The sequence below is a fragment of the Pontimicrobium sp. MEBiC01747 genome (genome assembly GCF_053601635.1).
In genome coordinates this window covers 1-22,520 of record NZ_JBSHNS010000535.1, presented here as the reverse complement: position 1 = coordinate 22,520, position 22,520 = coordinate 1, and the positions used below count along the sequence as shown (strand labels likewise).

Here is a 22,520-nt window from a genome sequence, read left to right as displayed (position 1 = left end):
ATTATAGATCGCTGCAACTTCTTTAACTCGTTTAATGGTTTCCTCGCTAATTTCGCAACTATCGTTTAAAGCTTTAGATACAGTAGATATAGAAACATTTAACTTCTTCGCTAATTCTTTTAAGGTTATCATTTATTTTTCTTTTTTAATGCATTAAAGCAACTTATATGTACTAAAATAAGCTTTTGTTTTATACTTCACTTTATTGCATAAAAAAAAGCTTCCAAAATTAGGAAGCTTTTTTCTATATAGATTTTAAATTTCTATTTATCTGAAGTATTAAGTTTTTTACTCATTTCCATAGAAATTGCGGAGCGGTCAAACTTAATTTTACCAGCCATTGTTTCTATAACGCAACTGTTGTCTTTATCATTTAAGTCTGTTATTTTACCATGCATTCCGCTTTTAGTAATAACTATATCTCCGCGCTTCAAGTCTGAAGCAAATTGTTTCTCTTGTTTAGCACGCTTTCTTTGCGGTACTATCATCAAGAAATATATAACACCAAACATTGCAATGAATGGTAAAAAATCTACGATTCCTCCCATTATTACTTAATTACTGGTGATGCTGTAGGTGTTGCTTTTTTAGGTGCGTTAGGATCTGGCTTAACAAAAGCAGAAATTCTTACAGTTTCTCTTCCTTTTTCTGTATTTGCCGTTACCGTTACTGTTTTAGAAACTTTGTTAGCTCCTTTTCCATTAAATTTAACAGTAAAACTTCCTGATGCTCCTGGTGCTAAAGGCTCTTTAGACCAATCTTTAGGAATAGTACATCCACAAGAACTTTTAATGTCTGTAATTACTAAAGGAGATTTTCCTGTATTTGTATAATTAAATACTGTTTCTACGTTAGTTCCTGAAATTATTTCACCAAAATCGTGATCTACTTTATCAAATTGTATTACTGGAAAATTAGATGCATTTGCATCTCTATCTGCTGCTGCTGCTACTTTGCTATCATCTATTGCCGCTGCTGCATCTTTTTTACATGATGTAAATGCCACCATACATATTGCACTTAATACTAGTACTACTTTTTTCATAATTTTTTATTTAATTTTTAATATATGTTAAACTTAGGGATGTAAAAATAACAATAATTTTTATTTACATCAAACCCCTTCCTACTTTATTTAATTTACCAGACGCCTGATAGTCTTTTACAAGCTTATCTAAAATACCATTTATAAAAATGCTACTTTTTGGTGTAGAGTACTCTTTAGAAATTTCTAAATACTCATTTATGGTGACCTTAGTAGGTATAGATGGAAAGTTTTTTAATTCGCTAACTCCCATTTTTAATAATACTTTATCTAATGAAGCTATACGGTCTGCATCCCAATTGGTCGTTTTACCTTCTATTTCTTTAGCCAATGCAGATTGGTTAAGTAAGGTTTTTCTAAACAAATCTATAGCAAACTGTTTATCATCTAAATCTTTATACAGTTTTGGTATAAAATGAAATTGATCCGATTTAGGTTTTACTTTACGTAATAGTTTTAATATGGTAGTATTTACTGTAGGCAAATCGTCTAACCAAGTTAAATTTTTATCTTCTAAATAATCATATAACTTCTCGTTAGGGGCTATGATTTCTTTAAAAACATCTATTAAAAACTCTTTATCTTCTTTAAAATTAGAAGTTCTCGTTTCTAGATATGTTTTATACAAATCACTTTTTAATATTGCTTTAAAAATAAGTTCTACGTATTCATTATCTAGCTCCCAATTTTTAATATTGTGTGCATCAAATTTAGCTTGCAGTTGCTCATTAGTTTTAAGCATCTGTAATACTTCATTATTTATAAACTTACGATTGGGATTTTTTTCTTCTTTTGTTGCTAAGTGTTTATTTTGTGTTTTTGTTAAATGATTTTCTGCACGCTTCTGCACCTCTATCATTAAAGAGATTAATAATAGGTACAAATTGTACATATTATCTATACTGTAGAGTAAGAATTTTTGGTCTTTTACAAAATCATCGCTTTCTGTACCTTTAAATGCATACAGCACTTGCATTACTTTTACTCTAATGTGTCTTCTACTTAACATGTTTACAAAGAACTTTTACTTTTAATATATATAGTCATTAAAAAGGGCAAAAGTTAATATTAACTTTTGCCCTGCAAAAATAGTCTTTTTTATGAATTACCTAAGCATTCATATTCTCTTTTTTTCTTGCATCAATTCTTCCTTGTGCAATATTTAATGCCGCTTGGTGTGTTGTAACACCATTACTCTCTGCATTAGATAAAATTTCTAATGTTGTATTATATATATTTTCGGTTTTACGCATAATTTCGGTTTTTCCGTAATTTTCTAATTCTGCATATACATTAATTATTCCTCCTGCATTAATTAAAAAATCTGGTGCGTAAACAATTCCTTTATCTTTAAGCATTTGTCCATGCTTATTTTCGTCTGCCAATTGGTTATTTGCAGCTCCTGCTATTACTTTAGCTTTTATGTTATTTATTGTTGCATCATTTATTGTTGCACCTAAAGCACATGGGGCATAAATATCTACTGCTTCACTGTATACATCGTTTCCTCTATATATTGTTGCTCCATATTTAGAACTTACTTCGCTTAAACGTGCTTCATTAATATCCGAAATAATTACTTTAGCGCCTTCATTAGTTAAATGTTCTACTAAAGATTCGCCAACATGACCAATACCTTGTACTATTACAGATTTATCTTCTAAAATATCTGTTCCAAATTTATATTTTGCAGCAGCTTTCATTCCCATAAAAACACCGTAAGCTGTAATTGGAGATGGGTTTCCTGCGCCACCTTTATCTTCAGAAATACCAGTAACATAAGGGGTTACTTCTCTTACTAAATCCATATCACTTGTTTCCATCCCTACATCTTCTGCAGTAATATACTTTCCGCTTAAAGAGTGAACAAACTCTCCAAAACGTTTCATTAACTCAGGTGTTTTTTGAGTTTTAGCATCACCTATGATAACTGCTTTTCCTCCTCCTAAATTTAATCCCGTAATTGCAGACTTAAAGCTCATTCCACGAGACAAACGTAAAACATCATTTAATGCTTCCCATTCGTTATTATATTGCCACATTCTAGTTCCTCCTAATGCAGGACCTAATACAGTATTATGAATACCAATTATTGCTTTTAATCCTGTATCTTTGTCATTGCAAAAAACAATTTGTTCATGGCCATCAAAGGATAATTGCCCAAAAACAGGATCTACTTTATGTAATTCGTTTGTGTTAATAACTTCTGAAATCATTTAAGTTTTAATTAAGTTAATTTAAGCTGCTAATTACTAATTATGTAAAAACAACGGGCAAAAATAATCTAATATTGGTGTTAATGCAAAAATATGCATGTTAAATTACGAAAATGTCAAACAATTAATTTAGTTAAACCTGTAAATGAAAGAATTACAGCATTTAAGAAAATACTTTTATAAATATCGAATACAATTAATCGCTGGGATTATTATTACTATAATATCTAACTTATTTAGAGTTTTTGTGCCTAAGTTAGTAGGCTCTATTATAGACATAGTAAACGCACAAGTTCAAAACCCAGATAGGGATATTTCTATATATAAAAGCGAATTACTAAAGTATATACTTATTATTATTGGTGCAGCAGTAATTACTGGAATACTTACTTTTTTTATGAGGCAGGCTATTATAAATGTCTCTCGTTATATAGAGTTCGATCTTAAAAATGAAATTTATAATCAATACCAAAAACTGTCTTTAAATTTCTATAAAAAAAATAGAACTGGTGATTTAATGAACCGTATAAGCGAAGATGTAGGTAAAGTTAGAATGTATGCAGGACCAGCTATAATGTACAGTATAAACACGATAACGCTATTTGTTGTTGCACTTACATTTATGTATAGACAAGCACCATCGCTTACATTATATACTATTATACCATTACCTATTTTATCTATATTAATTTATAAAATTAGCAAACAGATACACAAACGCAGTACTATTGTACAAGAGTACCTGTCTAAACTGTCTACATTTACACAAGAAAGTTTTAGTGGTATTTCTGTTATAAAAGCTTATGGTATCGAGCCACAAACCGCCACTAAATTTAACTCATTATCTATAACTAGTAAAGACAAACAACTTAGTTTAGTTAGGGTACAAGCTTTCTTTTTCCCTATTATGATATTACTTATTGGTATTAGTAACCTACTTGTTATTTATATTGGAGGGAAACAATATATAAATGGTCTAATCTCTTTAGGAACAATTATAGAATTTATTATTTATGTAAATATGCTAACATGGCCAGTTGCTACTGTTGGTTGGGTAACGTCTATTATACAACAGGCAGAAGCTTCACAAAAAAGAATTAATGAGTTTTTAAAATTAGAGCCAGAAATTACTAATACTGTTAAAGCCCCTTCTATTATTAAAGGTACTATTGAGTTTAAAGATGTGTACTTTACTTACGATGATACTAATATAAAAGCTCTAAAAGGGGTTAGTTTTAAAGTAAACCCTGGCGAGACATTAGCTATAATAGGTAAAACAGGTTCTGGAAAATCTACAATATTAGATTTAATAGGTCGCCTATATGATGTAGACAATGGAACTATTTTAATAGATGACACAGCCATAGACCAAATTAATTTAAATAGCTTGCGTGAAGCCACAGGGTATGTTCCTCAAGATGCTTTTTTATTTAGCGATACAATAAACAATAATATTAAGTTTGGTAAAGAAGACGCCACAGACGAAGAAGTTATAGCTGCTGCTAAAAATGCACAAGTACACAAAAACATTAAAAAATTTAATAAACAGTACGAAACCATACTAGGAGAACGTGGTATTACACTTTCTGGAGGGCAAAAGCAACGTGTCTCTATTGCCAGAGCTATTATAAAAGCACCGCAAATACTATTATTTGATGATTGCCTTTCTGCAGTAGACACAGAAACAGAAGAGAAAATATTAAATAACCTTAATAACTTAACAGAAGAAAAAACAACAGTTATTGTTAGCCATAGAATCTCTTCTGCCAAAAATGCAGACCATATTATCGTATTAGATGATGGTAAAATTGTACAGAAAGGAACTCACGAAACCTTGATAAACATAGATGGTTACTACAAAGAATTATATTTAAAACAATTAAGCGCAAAAGAAATGCTCTAATTTGTTGTATGGTTTCTTTTTTTTTTAGATTTTTGAGTCTATTAAAAACATAACTATATAAAATCAAAAAAACGATGCACAATAACGAGATGATGGAGAAAGAGGAAATTTATTCTAAAGTTTTAAGAGCTGGAAGACGTACGTATTTCTTTGATGTAAGATCTACAAAAGCTGGAGATTATTATTTAACGATTACTGAGAGTAAAAAGTTTACTAATGATGATGGATCGTTTCATTATAAAAAACACAAAATCTATTTATATAAAGAAGATTTTAAGGAATTTAATAGTATTCTTCAAGAAATGACAGATTATGTTATTTCGGAAAAAGGAGATGAAGTTATTAGCGATCGTCACCAAAAAGATTTTAAGAAAGAATACGATACTCCTGCATTAAATAGTACAGAAACACCCGCTTCTGAAACTGCAGAAAGCCGTTTTACAGATATAGATTTCGACGATATATAGATATAACTATTCAAGATAAAAAAACCGTTACTAAAATTAGTAACGGTTTTTTTTGTATATTAAACTCAAGTACAGACTGGTTCCCCTTTGTTTTATTACTGATTATTATGAATAAACTAGACAATTAACCATACTATACTATGCGCTATATAACTACCCTACTAATAACTATTGCTACACTAGTATGTAACGACTTATTTTCACAAACTAACGAAGCATACACAACAGAAAAATTAGAACTCCTAAAAACACAGATTAAAGACTCTATTTATAAATATAAGTACTCTAATGCAATAAAAAACTCGCATAAACTTATTAAAGAAGCTCAAAAAAGTAATAATGATTTTTATGAATTTCGAGGGCTCATAGAGCTAGGTTTTATACATCATTTATTAGATGACCCTAACAAAGCTAAACTATACACACAGCAAGCTTTAGACAAGGCCATTGCAACAAAATCAGATAGTTTAATTGCTTGGGCTTATAATGATATCGCTAATATACAAACTGTAACTAAAGACAATTATACCAAATTAATTGATTATTACAGTAAAGCTATTGCTATATATAACAAAAAGCAAAATTTTACACCACCTATTGCTGAGCATATGAATATTGGTGAAGCTTACCTAATTGTAAATCAACCTAAAAAAGCATATCCGTATTTACTAAAAGCCAAAGAGTTAATTGAAACAAAACCAGCTCACGAATTGTTCTCGCTAAACTTAAATATATTATTTGGTCGTTACTATAATGCTATTAAAGATTATAATAAAACTATTACCGTTTTAGAAAAAGCTATTACCCTAGCAAATAATAAGTATCTAGATCAATACTCTCAAATTTGTAATTATTTATCTATTGCATACGAACAAACACAAAACTTACAAAAAGCAAACTTTTATTTAAAAAAACAAAACGAAACAGATAAAGCTATATACAATATAGAAAAAGGCGTTTTATTGGCCGAAACCAATGCTAAATTTGAATTTGAAAAACATCAAGATAAAATTAAAGCTAACGCCAAAAAAATAAGTAAATCTGATAATTATATAAAAAAATCCAAATTATTAAATATTATCTCTGTTATACTTTCTGCCATTTTATTGATAGGTTTGGCTGCTATATTCGGGTTAGCAAAAAACCGTAAAAAGTATATTGATGCGTTATCTAAAAAAAATCAAGAGTTAATAGATGCCAAAGATAAAGCAGAACACCTCTCCAAGCTTAAAGCAAAATTTTTCTCTACTATTAGCCATGAAATAAGAACACCTTTATACGGTGTTATTGGTCTATCCTCCATATTACTAGAAGACAAAACACTTAGCAATACCCATAAAACAGATTTAAAATCGCTAAAATTCTCCGCAGATTACTTATTAGCCTTAATTAACGATGTATTAATGTTAAGTAAGATGGAAAATAACGGTATAAAACTTGAAAAAATACCTTATAAACTAGATTCGCTATTAAATAGTATAACTAATTCTTTTGCGTTTATTCTAGAACAAAATAACAACAAACTCTATACAAATATAGACCCAATGTTACCCAATGCGCTTATTGGAGACTCTATTAGATTATCGCAAATTTTAATGAACCTTATTGGTAATGCTGTAAAATTTAACGAAAACGGAACTATATGGGTTACTATAGAATTGATTGAATTAACCCATGACGCTAAATATTTATCGAAATTTACAATAAAAGATGATGGTATAGGTATTCCAAAAGAAAAACAAAAAGCTATTTTCGACGAATTCTCTCAAGTACAAAATAAAAATTACAATTATCAAGGTACTGGTTTAGGTTTACCTATAGTTGTAAAATTATTAGCATTACATGGTAGTACAATAGAGCTTCAAAGTGAAGTTAATAAAGGATCGGCCTTTAGTTTTATACTGCCTTTAGAAGCTAATTTAACCGTAAAAAGAGTAACAGATAATAACAATACTAATGAGGAAGAAAACGACCTTTGCTTTAAAGGCTGTCACATACTTATTGTAGATGATAATAAGATAAATCAAAAAATTACAAGAAAAATTTTAGAAAAAAAACAATTTAAGTGTAGCATAGCGAATAACGGTGAAGAAGCAATTGAAGCAGCCAAATCAAATAATTATCAATTAATTTTAATGGATATTAACATGCCAGTAATGGACGGTTATGAAGCAACTAAATCCATACGACGTTTTGATACTAAAACACCTATTATTGCTTTAACCGCAGTAGAAGCAGAGGAAGTAAGAGAACAAATTGTAGCCGTAGGCATGAATGATATTATATTAAAGCCTTACGATAATTCTCAGTTTTTTACTACTATTTTAAAAAACATCAATTTAGTCACTAATTAACAGTACTTCCATTTTTAACAGGAGTCTCAGGGTTTAACAAAATAACATCTTTACCATCAACAGCACCAAGAATTAAACATTCGCTCATAAACTTAGCAATTTGTTTTTTAGGAAAATTAACAACTGCGACTATTTGTTTATTTAATAACATGTCTTTAGTATAAAGTGTTGTAATCTGTGCAGATGTTTTTTTTATACCTAAAGCTCCAAAATCTATAGTTAATTGATATGCTGGTTGTCTAGCCTCAGGAAAATCATTAACATTTATAATAGTCCCTACCCGTATATCTACAACTGTAAAATCTTCAAATTGTATACTCTTACTCATACTTTAAAGATAGTAATATTTATCTTTGTTAAAAAAGGTTAAAAATGAAGATTACTCTATTGCTTTCATTACTTATAATAACACATTTGGCTTTCTCTCAAGACAAGTTTGAAAAAGAATCTAGAATTACTATAGATGATGTCCCTAAAAATGCTAAAGCATTTGTTTTTAAATTAACACCATCTAAAAAGGTAAAATGGTATTTAGAAGAAGGTTTAACAGAACAATCTATTGAAGCTAAAACAAAATACAACTCTAAAAAGTATAGCATAGAATTTGATACTTTAGGACAGTTGCAAGATGTTGAAATAGTGCTCCATTACAAACAACTTTCAGACTCCTTAAAAGATGCTATTAACACCCATTTGAAATCTGTGTTTAGAAAATTTAAAATTAAAAAAATTCAAATTCAATATTCTGGCAAACCTGAAGCTATCTTAACGGCTTTAAAAGATGGTAATATTAAAAAACGTAATATTATAACCAAATACGAATTAATAGTAAAAGGAAAAACCGATGTCTCTAAAGACCTCTACGAATTTACGTATAACTCTGATGGTGTTTTTGAAAAAAGCTTGAAAATAATTCTTAAAAACACAGACCATTTAGAGTTTTAACAATGAAAAAATACTGCCTTATAATCCTCATTATACTAATAAGTATAAAAAACTACGGTCAGGTAAAATATCAAATAGGAAGCTTACCAAGTTTTAACATTAACACATCATTAAAAAACAATTGGAAATTAAATCTAAAAACAGAATTTAGACAATTGTTTAAAACAGGTGTTTTTAACGGTGAAAGCATTAATAAATACGAATACATACATACGGATCTTGCTTTAAATATTTCTAAAAAAGTAGGCTTAAACAACACAATAGGCGCAGGTTTCTTACTACGTATAACAGACGAGGAAGTCAAGCAAAGAGCTTTGCAACAATTCACGTTAGTATCAAATTACAGTACTTTTAAACTAGCTCATAGAATACGTACAGACCAAACATTTAGTAAAACGGAACCTACAGAAATACGAATACGTTATAGAATTACTTTTAATAAAGCCCTAGATGGTTTAACAGTAGATAGCAAAGAATTTTACTTGAAACTAAATCACGAATATGTAAATAGCTTTACAGGAAACCTCTACGATTTAGAATATAGAATTAATCCCAATTTAGGTTATGTTTTTTCCGATGACAATAAAATAGAGCTAGGTATTGAGTACAGAAACGACGGTTTTGTAAATAACGAAAATAGAAGTCGTTTTTTTGCAGTAATTAACTGGTATGTTAGTTTATAGAATTTCATAAAACCAATAGTCTTTTTTTAGTATATTGGTTGTTATTTAATGAATAAACTATTATGCTATTATGACAAATATAAAAGAACCCAAAATACAATTTAGAGACCGAATAAAACTACCTTTTACATTCGATGTCAATAAAATGTTAGCAGAATTTGAAGCCTTAAAATTAGGACACTTCGAATATTATAATGTTATTCAATTACGTGCTCCTGCACATTTAGTAGATACTTCGCTTCCCTTTCCTCCTCCCGCAGAAGATTATGCAGATGGCTCTTGGTGTGATTGGATGGACACTCCAGAATTAAAGCAATCGCCCTATTTAACAAGTGTTATAGATACCTTTAAGCAACATACAGATGTTACTTTAGTTAGGTTGCTTCGTTTAGCACCACAATCTGTTGTAAAAGAACATACAGACCCTACTTTAGGTTTAGAGATAGAAAAATCTGTAATACGACTTACTATACCAATCCTTAATAAAGAAAATATAGAGTTTTTTTTAAATGGCACACCAGTACTAATGCAACCAGGAGAATGTTGGTATTTAAAGTTAACAGACCCACATAGAGTTAATAATTACGGACAAACTGAACGTGTTAATTTAACGATAGATATGAGGCCTAATGATTGGATTCGTAAGATAATTGCAGATAGCCTATAAGGTGTTTAATATACTTTTTAGGCAAAACGCATTTATAGAGATAGCCCGGAAATCATTTAAAAGTTAAACTGTTAAAACAGCTTAATTTAAAAAAAATTAAAAAAATGTCCCCTTTTATAATAGCACAAACGTCTTAATAGTATAAATAACTTAAAACATAAAATTATGAAAGAATTTATGATGATTTTTATCGGTGCAGATTATGCAGATTTAGGGCTTTCTCCCGAAGAACTTCAAAACCGTATGGGAAAATGGTTTGCATGGAGTGAAAAAATGGAAAAAGCAGGAATTACCAAAGGCGGAAATGCATTACATTCTAATATGCGACGCATTGTAGGTAAAAACCGTACAGTAACAGACCTTACTTCTGCTGAAGTAAAAGAAATAGTGGGAGGTTATTATATTGTAACTGCAAAAGATTTTGATGAAGTACAAGAAATTGCTCAAGATTTCCCTGATTACGATTTAGGTGGTACAGTAGAAATTCGTGAAGTCATGGTTTTCGATCATTAATAGCCCTCAAACTTAGTAATGAAAACTAAACTTATAGACCATCTATTTCGCCATCACAGCGGAAAGATGGTCTCTGTTTTAACACGTATTTTTGGTTTAGCTCATCTTGAAATCATTGAAGATGCTGTGCAAGATACTTTTATTAAAGCAAGCATTTCGTGGAGGCAACAACAACCAGAATATCCAGAAGCTTGGTTAACCCAAGCTGCAAAAAACAGAGTTATAGACCTTTTTAGAAAACTACAAGTCGAAAAAAAACACATTCCAAATTTTAAGCAAGGTATAGAAGCGATAGCTATTAATGAGCTTTTTTTAGATACAGAGATTGAAGATGCTCAACTACGCATGATTTTTACAGCTTGCCACCCTAAATTAGATCCTAAAGACCGTATTGCATTTGCTTTAAAAACTGTATCTGGATTTAGTATAAAAGAAATAGGGACTGCTCTACTTACAAAGGAATACACTATAAAAAAACGTTTATCTAGAGCTAGAAAAGCCATACAGCAGAATAATTTAAAGTTTAAAATTCCACAAGGTAATGCATTACCAGAACGATTAGAAAGCGTTATGGAGGTGCTCTACCTTATTTTTAATGAAGGCTTCCATTCTAATAAAAAAGAAAAACTAATTCGTAAAGAGTTATGCGGTGAAGCTATGCGTTTATGCCAATTACTTTTAAAAAAGAGTTATACACGTACCCCAGAGGTTTATGCGCTCTTTGCCTTATTTTGCTTTCACTCTGCTAGACTAGATTCTAAAATAAATACAAATAACCAAATATTAGATTTAAAAACACAAGATCGTAGTTTGTGGCATTTCCCTTTAATAGAATTAGGCAATACTATGATGACAAAAGCTGTAGAGTATAATACCTTTTCATGCTACCATTACGAAGCTGCTATTGCTGCAGAACATATACGAGCAAATCATTTTAATGCAACAAATTGGAATAAAATATTATATTGGTACCAATGCCTCTACAATTTACAACCAATGCCTACGCATGTACTAACTATGGCAGTAATTTGTATTCAAAATAAAGACTACAAACAATCTAAACACTATTTAAATCAATTAAATGCAGAAGATTTTGCCCAACGTAGCTATTTATATTATGGTACATTATCTGAATATTATGAAGCTACTGGAGTCTTAGAAAAAGCTATTAAATATATAGACATGGCCTTACTAGCTGTAACCAATAGTTTAGAAAAAGAATACCTCCAGAAAAAGAGGTTAGTCTTTTTAAACACTAAAATGTAACCACAGTATAACGTGTACTAATTATATTTTATATAAAATATATAATTATCAAACTATTTTATTTCTATAAAAAAAGATGTAACTTGCTTATAAATAAGTGCACCTCTACACCCCCAACTTATTCAACATCCCTATTTTACTAATTTTATTAAAAATCACTACAATGAAAACACCAACTCATTTAGCAGTATTACTTTTCGTATTTTTAAGTTTTAACTGCCAATCGAATTCAAAAAAAACAAAACAGCCTACAAAACAAACAGAAACAAAACCAGTAAAGTCTACCAATACAAATAGTATTAAGTACATTTACGGTATTGATATTTCTCATTATCAAGGAGACGAAGCTGATTTAATGACTAGAAGTAGAAATAACGATAGTATACAATTTATAATATGTAAAGCTACACAAGGCAAAGCATATATAGATCCAGATTTTAAAACCAATTGGGAAACCATTTCTGAAAATGGTTTTATTAAAGGAGCTTATCATTTTTACATTAGTACCGACGATCCTGAAGCTCAAGCTTCCAATTTTTTAAATACTATTAAATCGCTTAAAAAAACAAATATTCCACCAATTGTAGATTTTGAAGAAGGAGGTATAGATACCTCTCAAAGTATAGACAGTATTCAAATTAATTTACTTCGTTTTTTAAATATTGTAGAAGCTAGGACTAATAGAAAGCCTATGATTTATACTGATGACAATGTAGGAAACACTTATTTAAGTTTACCAGAGTTTGCCAACTACCCATTATGGATAGCCAATTACACTAATGCAAGCGCTCCAGTTTTACCCGAAGCTTGGCAAAATAAAGGATGGAATTTCTGGCAAAAATCTGACACATACGATATTAATAACATTGAAAATGATTTTGATGTTTTTAATGGTAATTTAAAAGACCTAAAAGAGTTTATTAAAAATAATTAAGTTATTCTTTAAGCCACTCTTTTCGTTTTAGTACTGTTTCTATATGTGCGTAATGGTGGTTGCTATGCCATGCATATATACCAACATTTTCTTTTAAAATAACAGTGTTATTAGTTTCTGGATGAACAAAACTTCTATCTAGATCTTTAAAAGTTAAACCTTTAAGGTAATACACCAATTTAGCATGTATCGCTTTTATGTGCAAAAGTGAATGTGCTATTGGTGCATTATAATCGAATTGGTTTGCCCAATCCTGCTCATTATAAGCTTTAATAAGTGGTTTATATTCTGTCATTGCCCATTTAAAACGTATATAACTATGATGATGGCTATCTGCAATATGATGTATTACTTGCCTAATAGTCCAACCTTCTGGTCTATATGGTGTATTTAACTGCTCATCGTTTAAATGGCTTACTAAAACATCTAAACGACTAGGTAAAGTTTCTAAAACCATAATCCAATCTTCAACTTGTTGTTCTGTAATTGGGTTTGGGCATTTAAATTGGCCAATTGGGTACTTTAGTTTTTCAAGTGCTTCAGGAGTCATCATAAGCGTATTTTATGTTTAAAAAATTAAAATTAATATTTTTAAATACTTATGAGTACAAAACGCTCACCTAAATTGTAGAACTTTTTATTGTAATGGTTATAGAAATAGCTAAATATGCTATCACTAAAATAAATTTTTAAAAACTTTTAAATGATAAAAAAGCTGTCTAAAAAATAGAATCTTTATAACATCGAGCTGGATTAGGATTCTTATAACAATTAAAAAATTAGTGAAGTTAAATAAATTCAGAATGACGTTTTTTAATACATTTTTTTAGACAGCTGCTTTACAAAAAGTATTATCATTTAACTTTGTAATGCTTTTAATATTGTGTTTTCATAATCTGCGTTTTTATTGTTGTTGCACATCTGAAGTACATAGAGTGTCTTTTGAAAAATTTGTTATTGTTGTTAAATTAACAGTTGTTGTCCAACCTCCATTTATAGTTATTAAGTTGCTTTTACTTAGTTCTATAATATTTTTCTTTGAAAAACTTAATTTGTTGTCTTTTTTTATTGTCTTCATAATGTTGTGTTTATTGTATTTTAGAAAAAGTAGTTCCTCCTGAGCTTGTTACTAGAAAGGTACACCTAATATCGCTAGGCAATGTTGTATGTGTTCCTCCTTTAACTTTTATTAGCATTTTACTATTTAATTCAGATACAGATTTTTTATTAAACTGTAACTGCTTACTATTTTGTGTTTTCATAATATGTTTTGCTGATTAAAATTATACTTATATGTTTTTTACATATAAAGTTTCTTATTCATCATTAAGTACTTCTTGGGTTATTATAGTGTACAAAAACAATAACCATTCAAAATTTTGATATCTCAAAGGAATTTTAAAAAAAGTCAAAATACAAATAAACGTCTACGAATTTTATAAAATTCGTAGACGTTTAACACACTTATAAAACACTATATATAAGCCAATTAAATTAAATTAAATTTATCTTTATAAATTAGATACTTTTTTAATATATACTGCTGGTGTAATACCAGTAGCTTGCTTAAAGTATTTTGTAAAAGAGTCTGTGCTTTTATAACCTATTTCTTGCGAAATGGCTTTAACCGAATAAGATCTTAATTGTTTATTGTTCTTTAGTTCTAATAAAACATAATTTATTCTTAACTCGTTTATATATACACTAAACGACTTATTATAAGTTGTATTTACTATTTTAGAGAGGTAAGATGTATTCGTTTTTAATCGTTTTGCCATATTATGTAATGTGCAGTCTTGTCTTAAAAAATAGTTTTGTTTCTCTAGTTTTTCAAGTTTTGTTATAATTTCCTTTACTTTTTCATTATCTATAATATATGTAGATTCGTCTTTTTCTTCTTCTATAGCAATAGAAGGTTCATTTGTTATGGTATTTAATGTTGAGGATTGGTTTACTTCTATTTTAGTTTTATGTTCTTCTAATGCTTTTATCTTTAACATTAAGTTATTAAACAAAATCTTGTTTTTACTTTTTACTTTTTTATTTCTTATAAACACAGTTAATAAAACGAGAAGTAATATTATAGAAATAACACTCCAATACCATTTTCTTTGTTCTTGCTTATTTTTTTCACTAGTTAATTCTTTTAAACTTAAATCATGTGTTTTGTTTAATATAGAAATGCCTTTATTTTTTATTTTCTGCTCTTCTTCACTATGTTTTTTATAATAGTGCGATGACATTTCTGCATTATTTATAGCGTTATAACTTTCTGCTAATAGTTTGTAGCTTTTTGATATCACCTCTGGGGTTGTATACTTTTTTTGAAGTACTTTTTCTAAAATTTTAATTGTATTTTCTGGCCTGTTTTTATTTTTATTTATTAGTGCTAATAAATAATTAGATTCTATTATAAATCTATCTGCTCCAAGAGAATTAGCAATTGTTACTGCTTCATTTATAGCTTCTATGGCTTGATTATAGTCTTCTTTTTGTATATGGGCTTCAGATTTAAACTTATATAAATAATATTGTAATTCTTCATTTTTAGAAGCTTTTGCATCTTTAAGTCCTATATCTATTAGATTAAAAACATGATCTAGTTTTTTATTACTAATGTATACTTCTATAAGGTCTCTTCTTGTTATTCTTATACTTTTTAGATTGTTTTCTTCTTTTACTTTATTGTATTTTTTTTCTAGTATTTTAATAGCTTTATCAGATAGTCCTATTTTATTATTTATAAAAGCTAGTGCTCGTTCTATTTTATCGTAGTCTTTAACTAATTTTTCTTTTTTTACTAGGGCATAACATTCTTCGTATAGAATTAGTGCTTGCTCATAATTATAGCGCTTTTCAAAAATTTTACCTATATCGTATTTTGCCGTAAGTTCGCACTCTGAAGACTCACACAAGCTTAACACCTTGTAATAATAGTATAAACACTGGTCTACATTATCCATAATATCGTAAGCTATTCCAAGAGAACCATAAGCCATCATAACTTTATCTTTTTCATTATTTTTTTTACTGAGTTCTAAAAAAGAGTTAATAAATGGTATTGCTTTTTCTGGTTTTGTGTATAGGTTATTTCTTATAGAGTCTACTAAAACCTTTTCCTCATTTGATAATGTTGTTTCTTTGTTTGTATGTATTTCTGTTTCTTTTTTACAGGACACAATAATAGAGAAAAGTAGAAGATATATTATATATGTTTTTTTTAGAGTCATCTATAAGATTTTTAAAGGTTTAGCCAGCAAAATACTAGGCGAATTTTATAAAATTAGCTACCTCTTGCTTTATATTCAATATTAATAAAAATAAATTTATAGTATTAACTTAAAATTATACTGCATGAAAGATTTGGAAAACAAAACATTATGTTTAAAAAAGCAAACTATTATAGAGTTAAACACTACTCAATTATTTAAAATTGTGGGCGGTTCCACCGATACAGGTTTTGTAGGTAGTGAAAGAACAACGTCTTCTTTTCTTTGTAATTCTAATCAGTCTTTTAATATGACTCATTAGTTTTTTTTCAATTTAAGCATAAAAATTATATTCTTGTTTATATCCAAATTATGGTATAACTAACTCGTAAATAAAATACAAGCTCATGTTGTACAACATGAGCTTGTATTTTATTGGTATTAAGATTAAGTTATAATATGTTAAATTATAACTTATTATCTATAATGTTTTTTACTACATCTGGATTTAATAGTGTTGATGTATCGCCTAGGTTAGAAGTTTCATTTGAAGCTATTTTACGTAAAATACGTCTCATAATTTTACCGCTTCTGGTTTTTGGAAGCCCGGATACAAATTGTATTTTATCTGGTTTTGCTATTGGCCCAATAGTTTCGGCCACCTTATTTTTTATAGATTGTATCAACTCATTTGATGCTTCATAACCATCATATAAAATAACATAGCTATATAGTGCATTTCCTTTAATATCATGAGGAAAACCTACTACAGCACTTTCTACGACTGCTTTATGTTCATTTATAGCATTCTCTATTGGTGCTGTCCCTAAATTATGCCCAGAAACGATAACGACATCGTCTACTCTACCTGTTATACGATAATTTCCTTTTTCGTCTCTTAGAGCTCCATCTCCAGGGAAATAATAGTTTTTATATGCAGAAAAATAAACATTTTTATAGCGTTTATGGTCTCCATATATGGTTCTTGCTATAGATGGCCAGGGTTGCTTAATTGCTAATATGCCTTCTGCTTCTGTTTTGTTAATTTCGTTGCCTTGCTCATCTAACAACACGGGGTTTATACCTACCATTGGTAGGGTTGCATATGTTGCTTTTTGTGGTGTAATGCCTGCTAAAGAAGATATTAAGATTCCTCCTGTCTCTGTTTGCCACCATGTATCTACAATTGGGCAGTTTCCTTTTCCTACATTATTGTTATACCAATGCCAAGCTTCTTCGTTTATAGGTTCTCCTACTGTTCCTAATGTTTTTAGGCTAGATAAATTGTATTTGTTTACTAATTCTACAGGGTGTTTTTCTAGTGCTCTAATGGCTGTGGGAGCGGTGTAAAATTGGTTAACCTTATGTTTTTCGCAAACCTCCCAAAAGCGTCCATAATCTGGGTAACTTGGCACGCCTTCAAACATAACTGTTGTTGCACCGCTTAGCAATGGGCCATATACAATATAGCTGTGTCCTGTTATCCACCCAATATCTGCTGTACACCAATATACATCGCCTTCATTATATTGAAATACATTTTGAAATGTGTAAGCTGTGTAAACCATATAACCGCCACAAGTATGCACCATGCCTTTGGGTTTGCCTGTAGAACCAGAGGTGTACAGTATAAAAAGCATGTCTTCTGCATTCATTGTTTCTGCAGGACAGTTAGCATCTACTTCGTTTAATGCTTCATGCCACCAAACATCGTTAGCATTCCAGTTTATAGCTTGCCCTGTGCATTTGTATACAATTGTTTTTTCTATTGAGTTACACGATTGTAAAGCCTCGTCTGCAATATCTTTTAATGGTGTTATTTTACTTCCTCTATTCCCTCCATCTGCTGTTAATAATACTTTACATGAGGCATCGTTTATTCTTGCGGCTAATGCAGTTGCTGAGAATCCTGCAAAAACTACAGAGTGTACAGCTCCTATTCTTGCACATGCTAAAACGGCAACGGCTAGTTCTAAAACCATTGGCATATAAATACACACACGGTCTCCTTTAGTTACATTATTTGCTTTTAATACATTAGCAAACTTGCATACCATTTCATGCAGTTCTTTATATGTTACATGTTTGGCTTCATCATTTGGGTTATTAGGTTCCCATATAATAGCTGTTTGGTTTGCTCTTGTTTCTAAGTGTCTATCTAAGCAATTTTCTGTTATATTTAATTGCCCTCCGTTAAACCACTTTGTCTCTGGTTTTAGCCAGTTATATTCTAAAACAGTATCCCATTTCTTTTTCCATGTAAATTTTTCTGCAATAGATGCCCAAAACAACTCTGGGTTTTCAATACTTTCTTTATATGTTTTGTTATATGCGTCTTGTGTTTTTATTTGTAATACACTCATATTGCTTTTGTGATTTCTAATACATATCATCTAAATGTTTATGTATAGATATTATTTTATTAGTAATGCTTTTAGTTTGAGATAAATTTTTACTTTCTACATTAATTTCTATAACAATATCATTTTTAAGTTCTGTTACTTTATTAATATTAAATTTCCCTCCTGGAAAAAATACGTTTAACCCGTTTTGTTCTTCTTGTAAATATAAATCAAACTCACCGCTAATCCAATTTAAAAACTTATTGTATAGCTGATTATTGGCTAACGATTTTCTTTTAACCAATTGATGTTTCTTTTTTTTATTTAAAACAGCCTTTTTTTTAGTCATTACAATGCTTCGTTTTATTTTCTTTCTACTTGTTAATTTTCAACATTTTAAGACTACTATTCTTATTCAGAATAATAAAGTGTACTTCATTATTAATAAGTATTTGCTTAATGGCTTTAGCTTCTCCTTCATTAAAAAAACTACGGTCTCTATACCATTTTAATTCGCCTTTATTACCTCCTAATACAATGTAGCCTTTAGAGGCATCGTATCTTATGGTTTCAACCTCAGCTTCGTATATACTTCCTACGCCTAGAATATCTAAAAACCCATCATTATTTACATCAATACTTTCTACTCCAAGTGTTGGTCCTAATTGTGCTCTATTTGGTAAATTTTGTTTTGTAAATGTGCCAGCACCATTATTTATTAAAATCAACGATTCAAATGTGCTAGCTTTATAGTGTGTAGCATTTTTTAATTTATCTTGCCCGTATATTTCTGGCATGGTGGCTACTGCAAATTCTTTATACGATTTTAATTTATTATTTATATACGGGGTTTGCTGAGACGAGCATTCTTTACCTCTTACTGGTATTAATGCTCCTGTTTTAGATACTTTGCTTAATGCTATATCAAAGGTGTTATTGGCATCAAAATTATCTGCATAAATATGTAATGGTTTTTCTATGGTAGGGTGAAATTTATTGTTAATTCCTAAATTTCCTAATACGTAATCTACATTTCCATCATTATTTATATCTATTTCTTGTATCGTGTTGTACCAGCCATTGGTGTTTTTTAATGCTTTAATTTCTTTTTTTCTGAATTTCTTATCATCATTTTCATACACTATAATTGGCATCCATTCTCCTACAACCAATAGGTCTTTATCTCCATCATTATCGTAGTCTGAAAAAACGGCATCATTAACAATACGTAAATCTGAAACATGATCCATTATTTCGTTAGTTACCTCTATTAGTGTTCCGTTTTTATTTTCTAATAGATAAGATTGATTAGATAAAGGATATTTACCATGTACTACCCTAACACCTACAAAAATATCTAGATCGCCATCCTCGTCATAATCTGAAACTGCAATGCTACTTGAATTTACTCTTAAATTAGGTAATGCATTACTTTTAGTAAAATGTCCTGTTCCATCATTTATATATAATCTATCTTGTAAAAATGGGCTATTCTCCTCAAATTCATAACCGCCAGAGGTTACATATAAGTCTAAATCGTTATCATTATCTATATCTATAAATTTTGCATCGGTATCTTCAAAGTCTTTATCTTTATTAAAGGTTTGCTCGCTTATTTTTATAAAGGTAGCATCGCTTTTTTGTATGTATAATTCTGCCTCTGCTCCTTTTGCATTACCAATAAACAGATCATCTAACCCGTCATTATTAACATCTGCCACAGCTAATGGAGAACTTATTTCTGATTGTTTTTGGGGTAATAGTAATTGTAAATTAAAGTCGTTGTATGTATTTTCTTTTTGTTTATAGTGTATTCCTATTTTTGTAGGGTCTATGCTTTTAAATAAACTTGGTGCGTGTGTTTCTTTTATAGAATTATCGAACTTATCTGGCATATAATCTACTCTGAGTGTCTGGTTTACTTTTATATTAGTTAAACGTTGTACCGATTGGTCTGGCCACTTAATAAGGACACTGTCTATGGTGGTTATATTTCCTAATCCGAAATGAACTTTATTTGTTACTGAGGATTGATAGCCTCTACTTACATATAATGTTTTACTTTGTTGTAGATTTTTAGCATAAATATTTATTTCACTTCCTATTCCATCTTTGTTTTGTTCACTTCCTTTAAGTTTAAAACTTATAAAATTGTTTGAGGTATTGTTTCTATAAATATGTGCTTCTTCTTCTTGGTTATTTACAACTAGATCTAAATCGCCATCGTTATCTAAATCTGAATACACAACACCATTAGAATTAATTTTGTCTTTAAATCCCCATGCGTTAGACATTTTAGAAAACGTTAAATCGCCATTGTTTTTATATGCATAGTTTTGTAATTTATTAGAAGGCATCATAATTATGGCTTCTTCTAAACTCACTTTTTTTCTATTCATAATGTTTTGACGCATCTGATTTCTAAAATCCTGATTAGAAAGGTCGTTTGTGATACCGTTAGTTACAAAAACATCTTTTAAACCATCATTATCAAAATCTGCTATTAATGGTGCCCAAGACCAATCTGTTTTTGCTACGCCTGCTAGTTGAGCTATCTCGCTAAAGCTTCCGTTTCCGTTATTTAACTGTAACGTATTAGACATGTATTGATAATGATATCCTGCGTCTACCAACTTATTAAAGTTGCTAGTACTCATCGTTGCCATGTTTTTTTTACTTCTAATATGGTCTTCTGCTAGCATGTCTAACACCAATAAATCTGATTTAAGATCATTGTTAACATCCTCGAAGTCTGACCCCATACTGTTATTAGACAAATGGTTAAACGTTGTTAAGCTGCGATCTGTAAATGTGCCATTTTTATTATTTAAATACAGGTAATCTGGTTGTAAAAAATCATTAGCCACAAAAACATCTGCCCAACCATCGTTATTAAAATCGCCTATTGAAGCGGATAATCCCCAAGCTTTATTTGCAATCCCCGAACTGTTTGTTACGTTTATGTATTTTCCATTTTCATTTTTAAACAATTGGTCTGAAGCATAATCTTCTATTTGCTTGTCTTTAACTAAATCTAAGCTTGTATTATTTCTAAAATCGGCACGATGATTTACTAAATACATATCTAAATCGCCATCGTTATCCATATCGAAAAAATACGATTGTATAGAAAAACCATAAAAATCTAAACCATATTGGGCAGCACTTTCTTTAAAAGAATTGTTTTTTTGATTAATAAATAATTTGTTTTTTCGTTTTTCGTGGTTGTTTAAAGCTCCCGATTTACATACATATATATCTAACCAACCATCATTATTTATATCTATCATGGTCACACCTGTTGTCCACCCTTCTTTGTCTTCTACATTAGCTTTATCTGTTATGTCTTCAAATTTAAAATTGCCTTTATTAAGGTATAATTTATTAGAGTGTTGATTGGCTGTAAAATATAAATCTTCTAAACCATCATTATTTACATCTCCAGAGGCCACACCTCCTCCATTGTAAATGTATGAGTAATTTAAAAAGTTAAAATAAAGATCCTCTTTTACTGTATTAGAAAATTGCACATTGGTATGTTTACTATCTACGCGTTCAAAAAGAGTTTTTGATATCGTTTTTTTTTCGGTATTGGAGCATCTTGATAATAAAATGACTATTAAAAATAAATAACAAAAATGTTTTAGTAATCTGTATTTATGTAATAGTTTCATCATATTATATTATGCTAGTAATGCTACTTAATATATGCTTTTTGTTTTTAGCTGATTTACTAAATTTATTAATAGGTCTTCTTGTAAAGCTTACTACTTTTATATATTTATACAACATCTAATCGCATTTTTGTAGAATCCCCTATGGGTAATAAGTAATCTATTTATTTTTTTAAGCACTAAGATCTAGTTCTAGGTTTTTAATCTTTAATAAAAGTGCTTTAACTGCATTTCTTCCTATTTCAAAACCTATTTTATGACGACAACTATTAATGCTTACTTTTTTTTGTTTGGTAATGTTT

At 29.6% G+C, this 22,520-nt stretch carries 23 protein-coding genes; 10 read left to right on the top strand and 13 right to left on the bottom strand.

The genetic code is table 11. From position 1 onward, the window contains the following. From ACVC2P_RS17385 to ACVC2P_RS17365, 5 genes are all read right to left on the bottom strand, one after another. Positions 1–132: LacI family DNA-binding transcriptional regulator (locus ACVC2P_RS17385; protein WP_452599718.1), on the bottom strand; the 132-nt coding region annotated here is incomplete at its 3' end. A 131-nt stretch (positions 133–263) separates the two neighbouring features. Continuing rightward, positions 264–548 carry a preprotein translocase subunit YajC gene (gene yajC / locus ACVC2P_RS17380; protein ID WP_452599717.1) on the bottom strand — a complete coding sequence of 95 codons (285 nt, stop codon included), beginning with the start codon at positions 546–548 and terminating at the stop codon, positions 264–266. 2 nt (positions 549–550) lie between these two features. Next, a complete protein-coding gene (locus ACVC2P_RS17375; RefSeq protein ID WP_452599716.1) occupies positions 551–1,045 on the bottom strand; it encodes a DUF1573 domain-containing protein in 495 nt (164 codons plus the stop codon). Between the two features lie 64 nt (positions 1,046–1,109). Beyond that, on the bottom strand, positions 1,110–2,054 hold the full coding sequence (nusB, locus tag ACVC2P_RS17370; RefSeq protein ID WP_452599715.1) for a transcription antitermination factor NusB: 945 nt from the start codon (positions 2,052–2,054) through the stop codon (positions 1,110–1,112). Positions 2,055–2,154: 100 nt separating this feature from the next. Then, complete coding sequence (locus tag ACVC2P_RS17365) at positions 2,155–3,261, bottom strand: Glu/Leu/Phe/Val family dehydrogenase (RefSeq protein WP_452599714.1); 1,107 nt, start codon at positions 3,259–3,261, stop codon at positions 2,155–2,157. A 145-nt stretch (positions 3,262–3,406) separates the two neighbouring features. On the opposite strand from ACVC2P_RS17365, the gene ACVC2P_RS17360 reads away from it, so the two are divergent. The 3 genes from ACVC2P_RS17360 to ACVC2P_RS17350 all read left to right on the top strand — a co-directional run bounded on the left by ACVC2P_RS17360 (position 3,407) and on the right by ACVC2P_RS17350 (position 7,985). Continuing rightward, positions 3,407–5,164, top strand: a complete 1,758-nt coding sequence (locus ACVC2P_RS17360) for an ABC transporter ATP-binding protein (RefSeq protein WP_452599713.1) — start codon at positions 3,407–3,409, stop codon at positions 5,162–5,164. 74 nt (positions 5,165–5,238) lie between these two features. Beyond that, on the top strand, positions 5,239–5,631 hold the full coding sequence (locus tag ACVC2P_RS17355) for a PUR family DNA/RNA-binding protein (RefSeq protein WP_452599712.1): 393 nt from the start codon (positions 5,239–5,241) through the stop codon (positions 5,629–5,631). A 140-nt stretch (positions 5,632–5,771) separates the two neighbouring features. Next, complete coding sequence (locus tag ACVC2P_RS17350) at positions 5,772–7,985, top strand: response regulator (protein ID WP_452599711.1); 2,214 nt, start codon at positions 5,772–5,774, stop codon at positions 7,983–7,985. Here ACVC2P_RS17350 and ACVC2P_RS17345 read toward each other — a convergent pair. Beyond that, positions 7,978–8,313, bottom strand: coding sequence for a tRNA-binding protein (locus ACVC2P_RS17345; protein WP_452599710.1), 336 nt, complete (start codon positions 8,311–8,313; stop codon positions 7,978–7,980). The two genes, ACVC2P_RS17350 and ACVC2P_RS17345, sit on opposite strands and share 8 nt — an antisense overlap. Positions 8,314–8,357: 44 nt before the next feature. On the opposite strand from ACVC2P_RS17345, the gene ACVC2P_RS17340 reads away from it, so the two are divergent. The 6 genes from ACVC2P_RS17340 to ACVC2P_RS17315 all read left to right on the top strand — a co-directional run bounded on the left by ACVC2P_RS17340 (position 8,358) and on the right by ACVC2P_RS17315 (position 12,993). After that, positions 8,358–8,930: a hypothetical protein gene (locus ACVC2P_RS17340; protein WP_452599709.1), complete on the top strand. Its 573-nt coding sequence runs from the start codon at positions 8,358–8,360 to the stop codon at positions 8,928–8,930. A 2-nt stretch (positions 8,931–8,932) separates the two neighbouring features. Continuing rightward, a complete protein-coding gene (locus tag ACVC2P_RS17335) occupies positions 8,933–9,613 on the top strand; it encodes a DUF2490 domain-containing protein (RefSeq protein WP_452599708.1) in 681 nt (226 codons plus the stop codon). Positions 9,614–9,683: 70 nt separating this feature from the next. Beyond that, on the top strand, positions 9,684–10,280 hold the full coding sequence (locus tag ACVC2P_RS17330; protein WP_452599707.1) for an aspartyl/asparaginyl beta-hydroxylase domain-containing protein: 597 nt from the start codon (positions 9,684–9,686) through the stop codon (positions 10,278–10,280). A gap of 165 nt (positions 10,281–10,445) precedes the next feature. Beyond that, positions 10,446–10,793, top strand: a complete 348-nt coding sequence (locus ACVC2P_RS17325) for a YciI family protein (protein ID WP_452599706.1) — start codon at positions 10,446–10,448, stop codon at positions 10,791–10,793. 18 nt (positions 10,794–10,811) lie between these two features. Then, on the top strand, positions 10,812–12,059 hold the full coding sequence (locus tag ACVC2P_RS17320; RefSeq protein ID WP_452599705.1) for an RNA polymerase sigma factor: 1,248 nt from the start codon (positions 10,812–10,814) through the stop codon (positions 12,057–12,059). Between the two features lie 163 nt (positions 12,060–12,222). Further along, the gene (locus ACVC2P_RS17315; RefSeq protein ID WP_452599704.1) at positions 12,223–12,993 is read left to right on the top strand and encodes a GH25 family lysozyme; all 771 of its coding nucleotides are present in this window, start codon (positions 12,223–12,225) and stop codon (positions 12,991–12,993) included. Position 12,994: 1 nt separating this feature from the next. On the opposite strand, the gene ACVC2P_RS17310 is transcribed toward ACVC2P_RS17315, so the two are convergent. The 4 genes from ACVC2P_RS17310 to ACVC2P_RS17295 all read right to left on the bottom strand — a co-directional run bounded on the left by ACVC2P_RS17310 (position 12,995) and on the right by ACVC2P_RS17295 (position 16,223). Next, a complete protein-coding gene (locus tag ACVC2P_RS17310; protein WP_452599703.1) occupies positions 12,995–13,546 on the bottom strand; it encodes a YfiT family bacillithiol transferase in 552 nt (183 codons plus the stop codon). A gap of 351 nt (positions 13,547–13,897) precedes the next feature. Next, positions 13,898–14,071 (bottom strand): hypothetical protein, encoded by a 174-nt coding sequence (locus ACVC2P_RS17305; protein ID WP_452599702.1) that lies wholly within the window; start codon positions 14,069–14,071, stop codon positions 13,898–13,900. Between the two features lie 10 nt (positions 14,072–14,081). Beyond that, on the bottom strand, positions 14,082–14,255 hold the full coding sequence (locus ACVC2P_RS17300) for a hypothetical protein (protein WP_452599701.1): 174 nt from the start codon (positions 14,253–14,255) through the stop codon (positions 14,082–14,084). Positions 14,256–14,504: 249 nt separating this feature from the next. Further along, positions 14,505–16,223 (bottom strand): helix-turn-helix domain-containing protein, encoded by a 1,719-nt coding sequence (locus ACVC2P_RS17295; RefSeq protein ID WP_452599700.1) that lies wholly within the window; start codon positions 16,221–16,223, stop codon positions 14,505–14,507. 124 nt (positions 16,224–16,347) lie between these two features. On the opposite strand from ACVC2P_RS17295, the gene ACVC2P_RS17290 reads away from it, so the two are divergent. Next, a complete protein-coding gene (locus ACVC2P_RS17290) occupies positions 16,348–16,524 on the top strand; it encodes a class I lanthipeptide (protein ID WP_452599699.1) in 177 nt (58 codons plus the stop codon). A 145-nt stretch (positions 16,525–16,669) separates the two neighbouring features. Here the strand turns inward: ACVC2P_RS17290 and acs are convergent, their stop codons facing one another. From acs to ACVC2P_RS17275, 3 genes are read right to left on the bottom strand one after another with little or no spacing between them, the layout of a single operon-like run. After that, entirely contained in the window at positions 16,670–18,565 is a 1,896-nt protein-coding gene (acs, locus tag ACVC2P_RS17285) for an acetate--CoA ligase (RefSeq protein ID WP_452599698.1), read from the bottom strand. A gap of 16 nt (positions 18,566–18,581) precedes the next feature. After that, a complete protein-coding gene (locus tag ACVC2P_RS17280) occupies positions 18,582–18,893 on the bottom strand; it encodes a hypothetical protein (protein ID WP_452599697.1) in 312 nt (103 codons plus the stop codon). A gap of 25 nt (positions 18,894–18,918) precedes the next feature. Continuing rightward, positions 18,919–22,221: a VCBS repeat-containing protein gene (locus ACVC2P_RS17275; RefSeq protein WP_452599696.1), complete on the bottom strand. Its 3,303-nt coding sequence runs from the start codon at positions 22,219–22,221 to the stop codon at positions 18,919–18,921. Between the last annotated feature and the right edge of the window lie 299 nt (positions 22,222–22,520).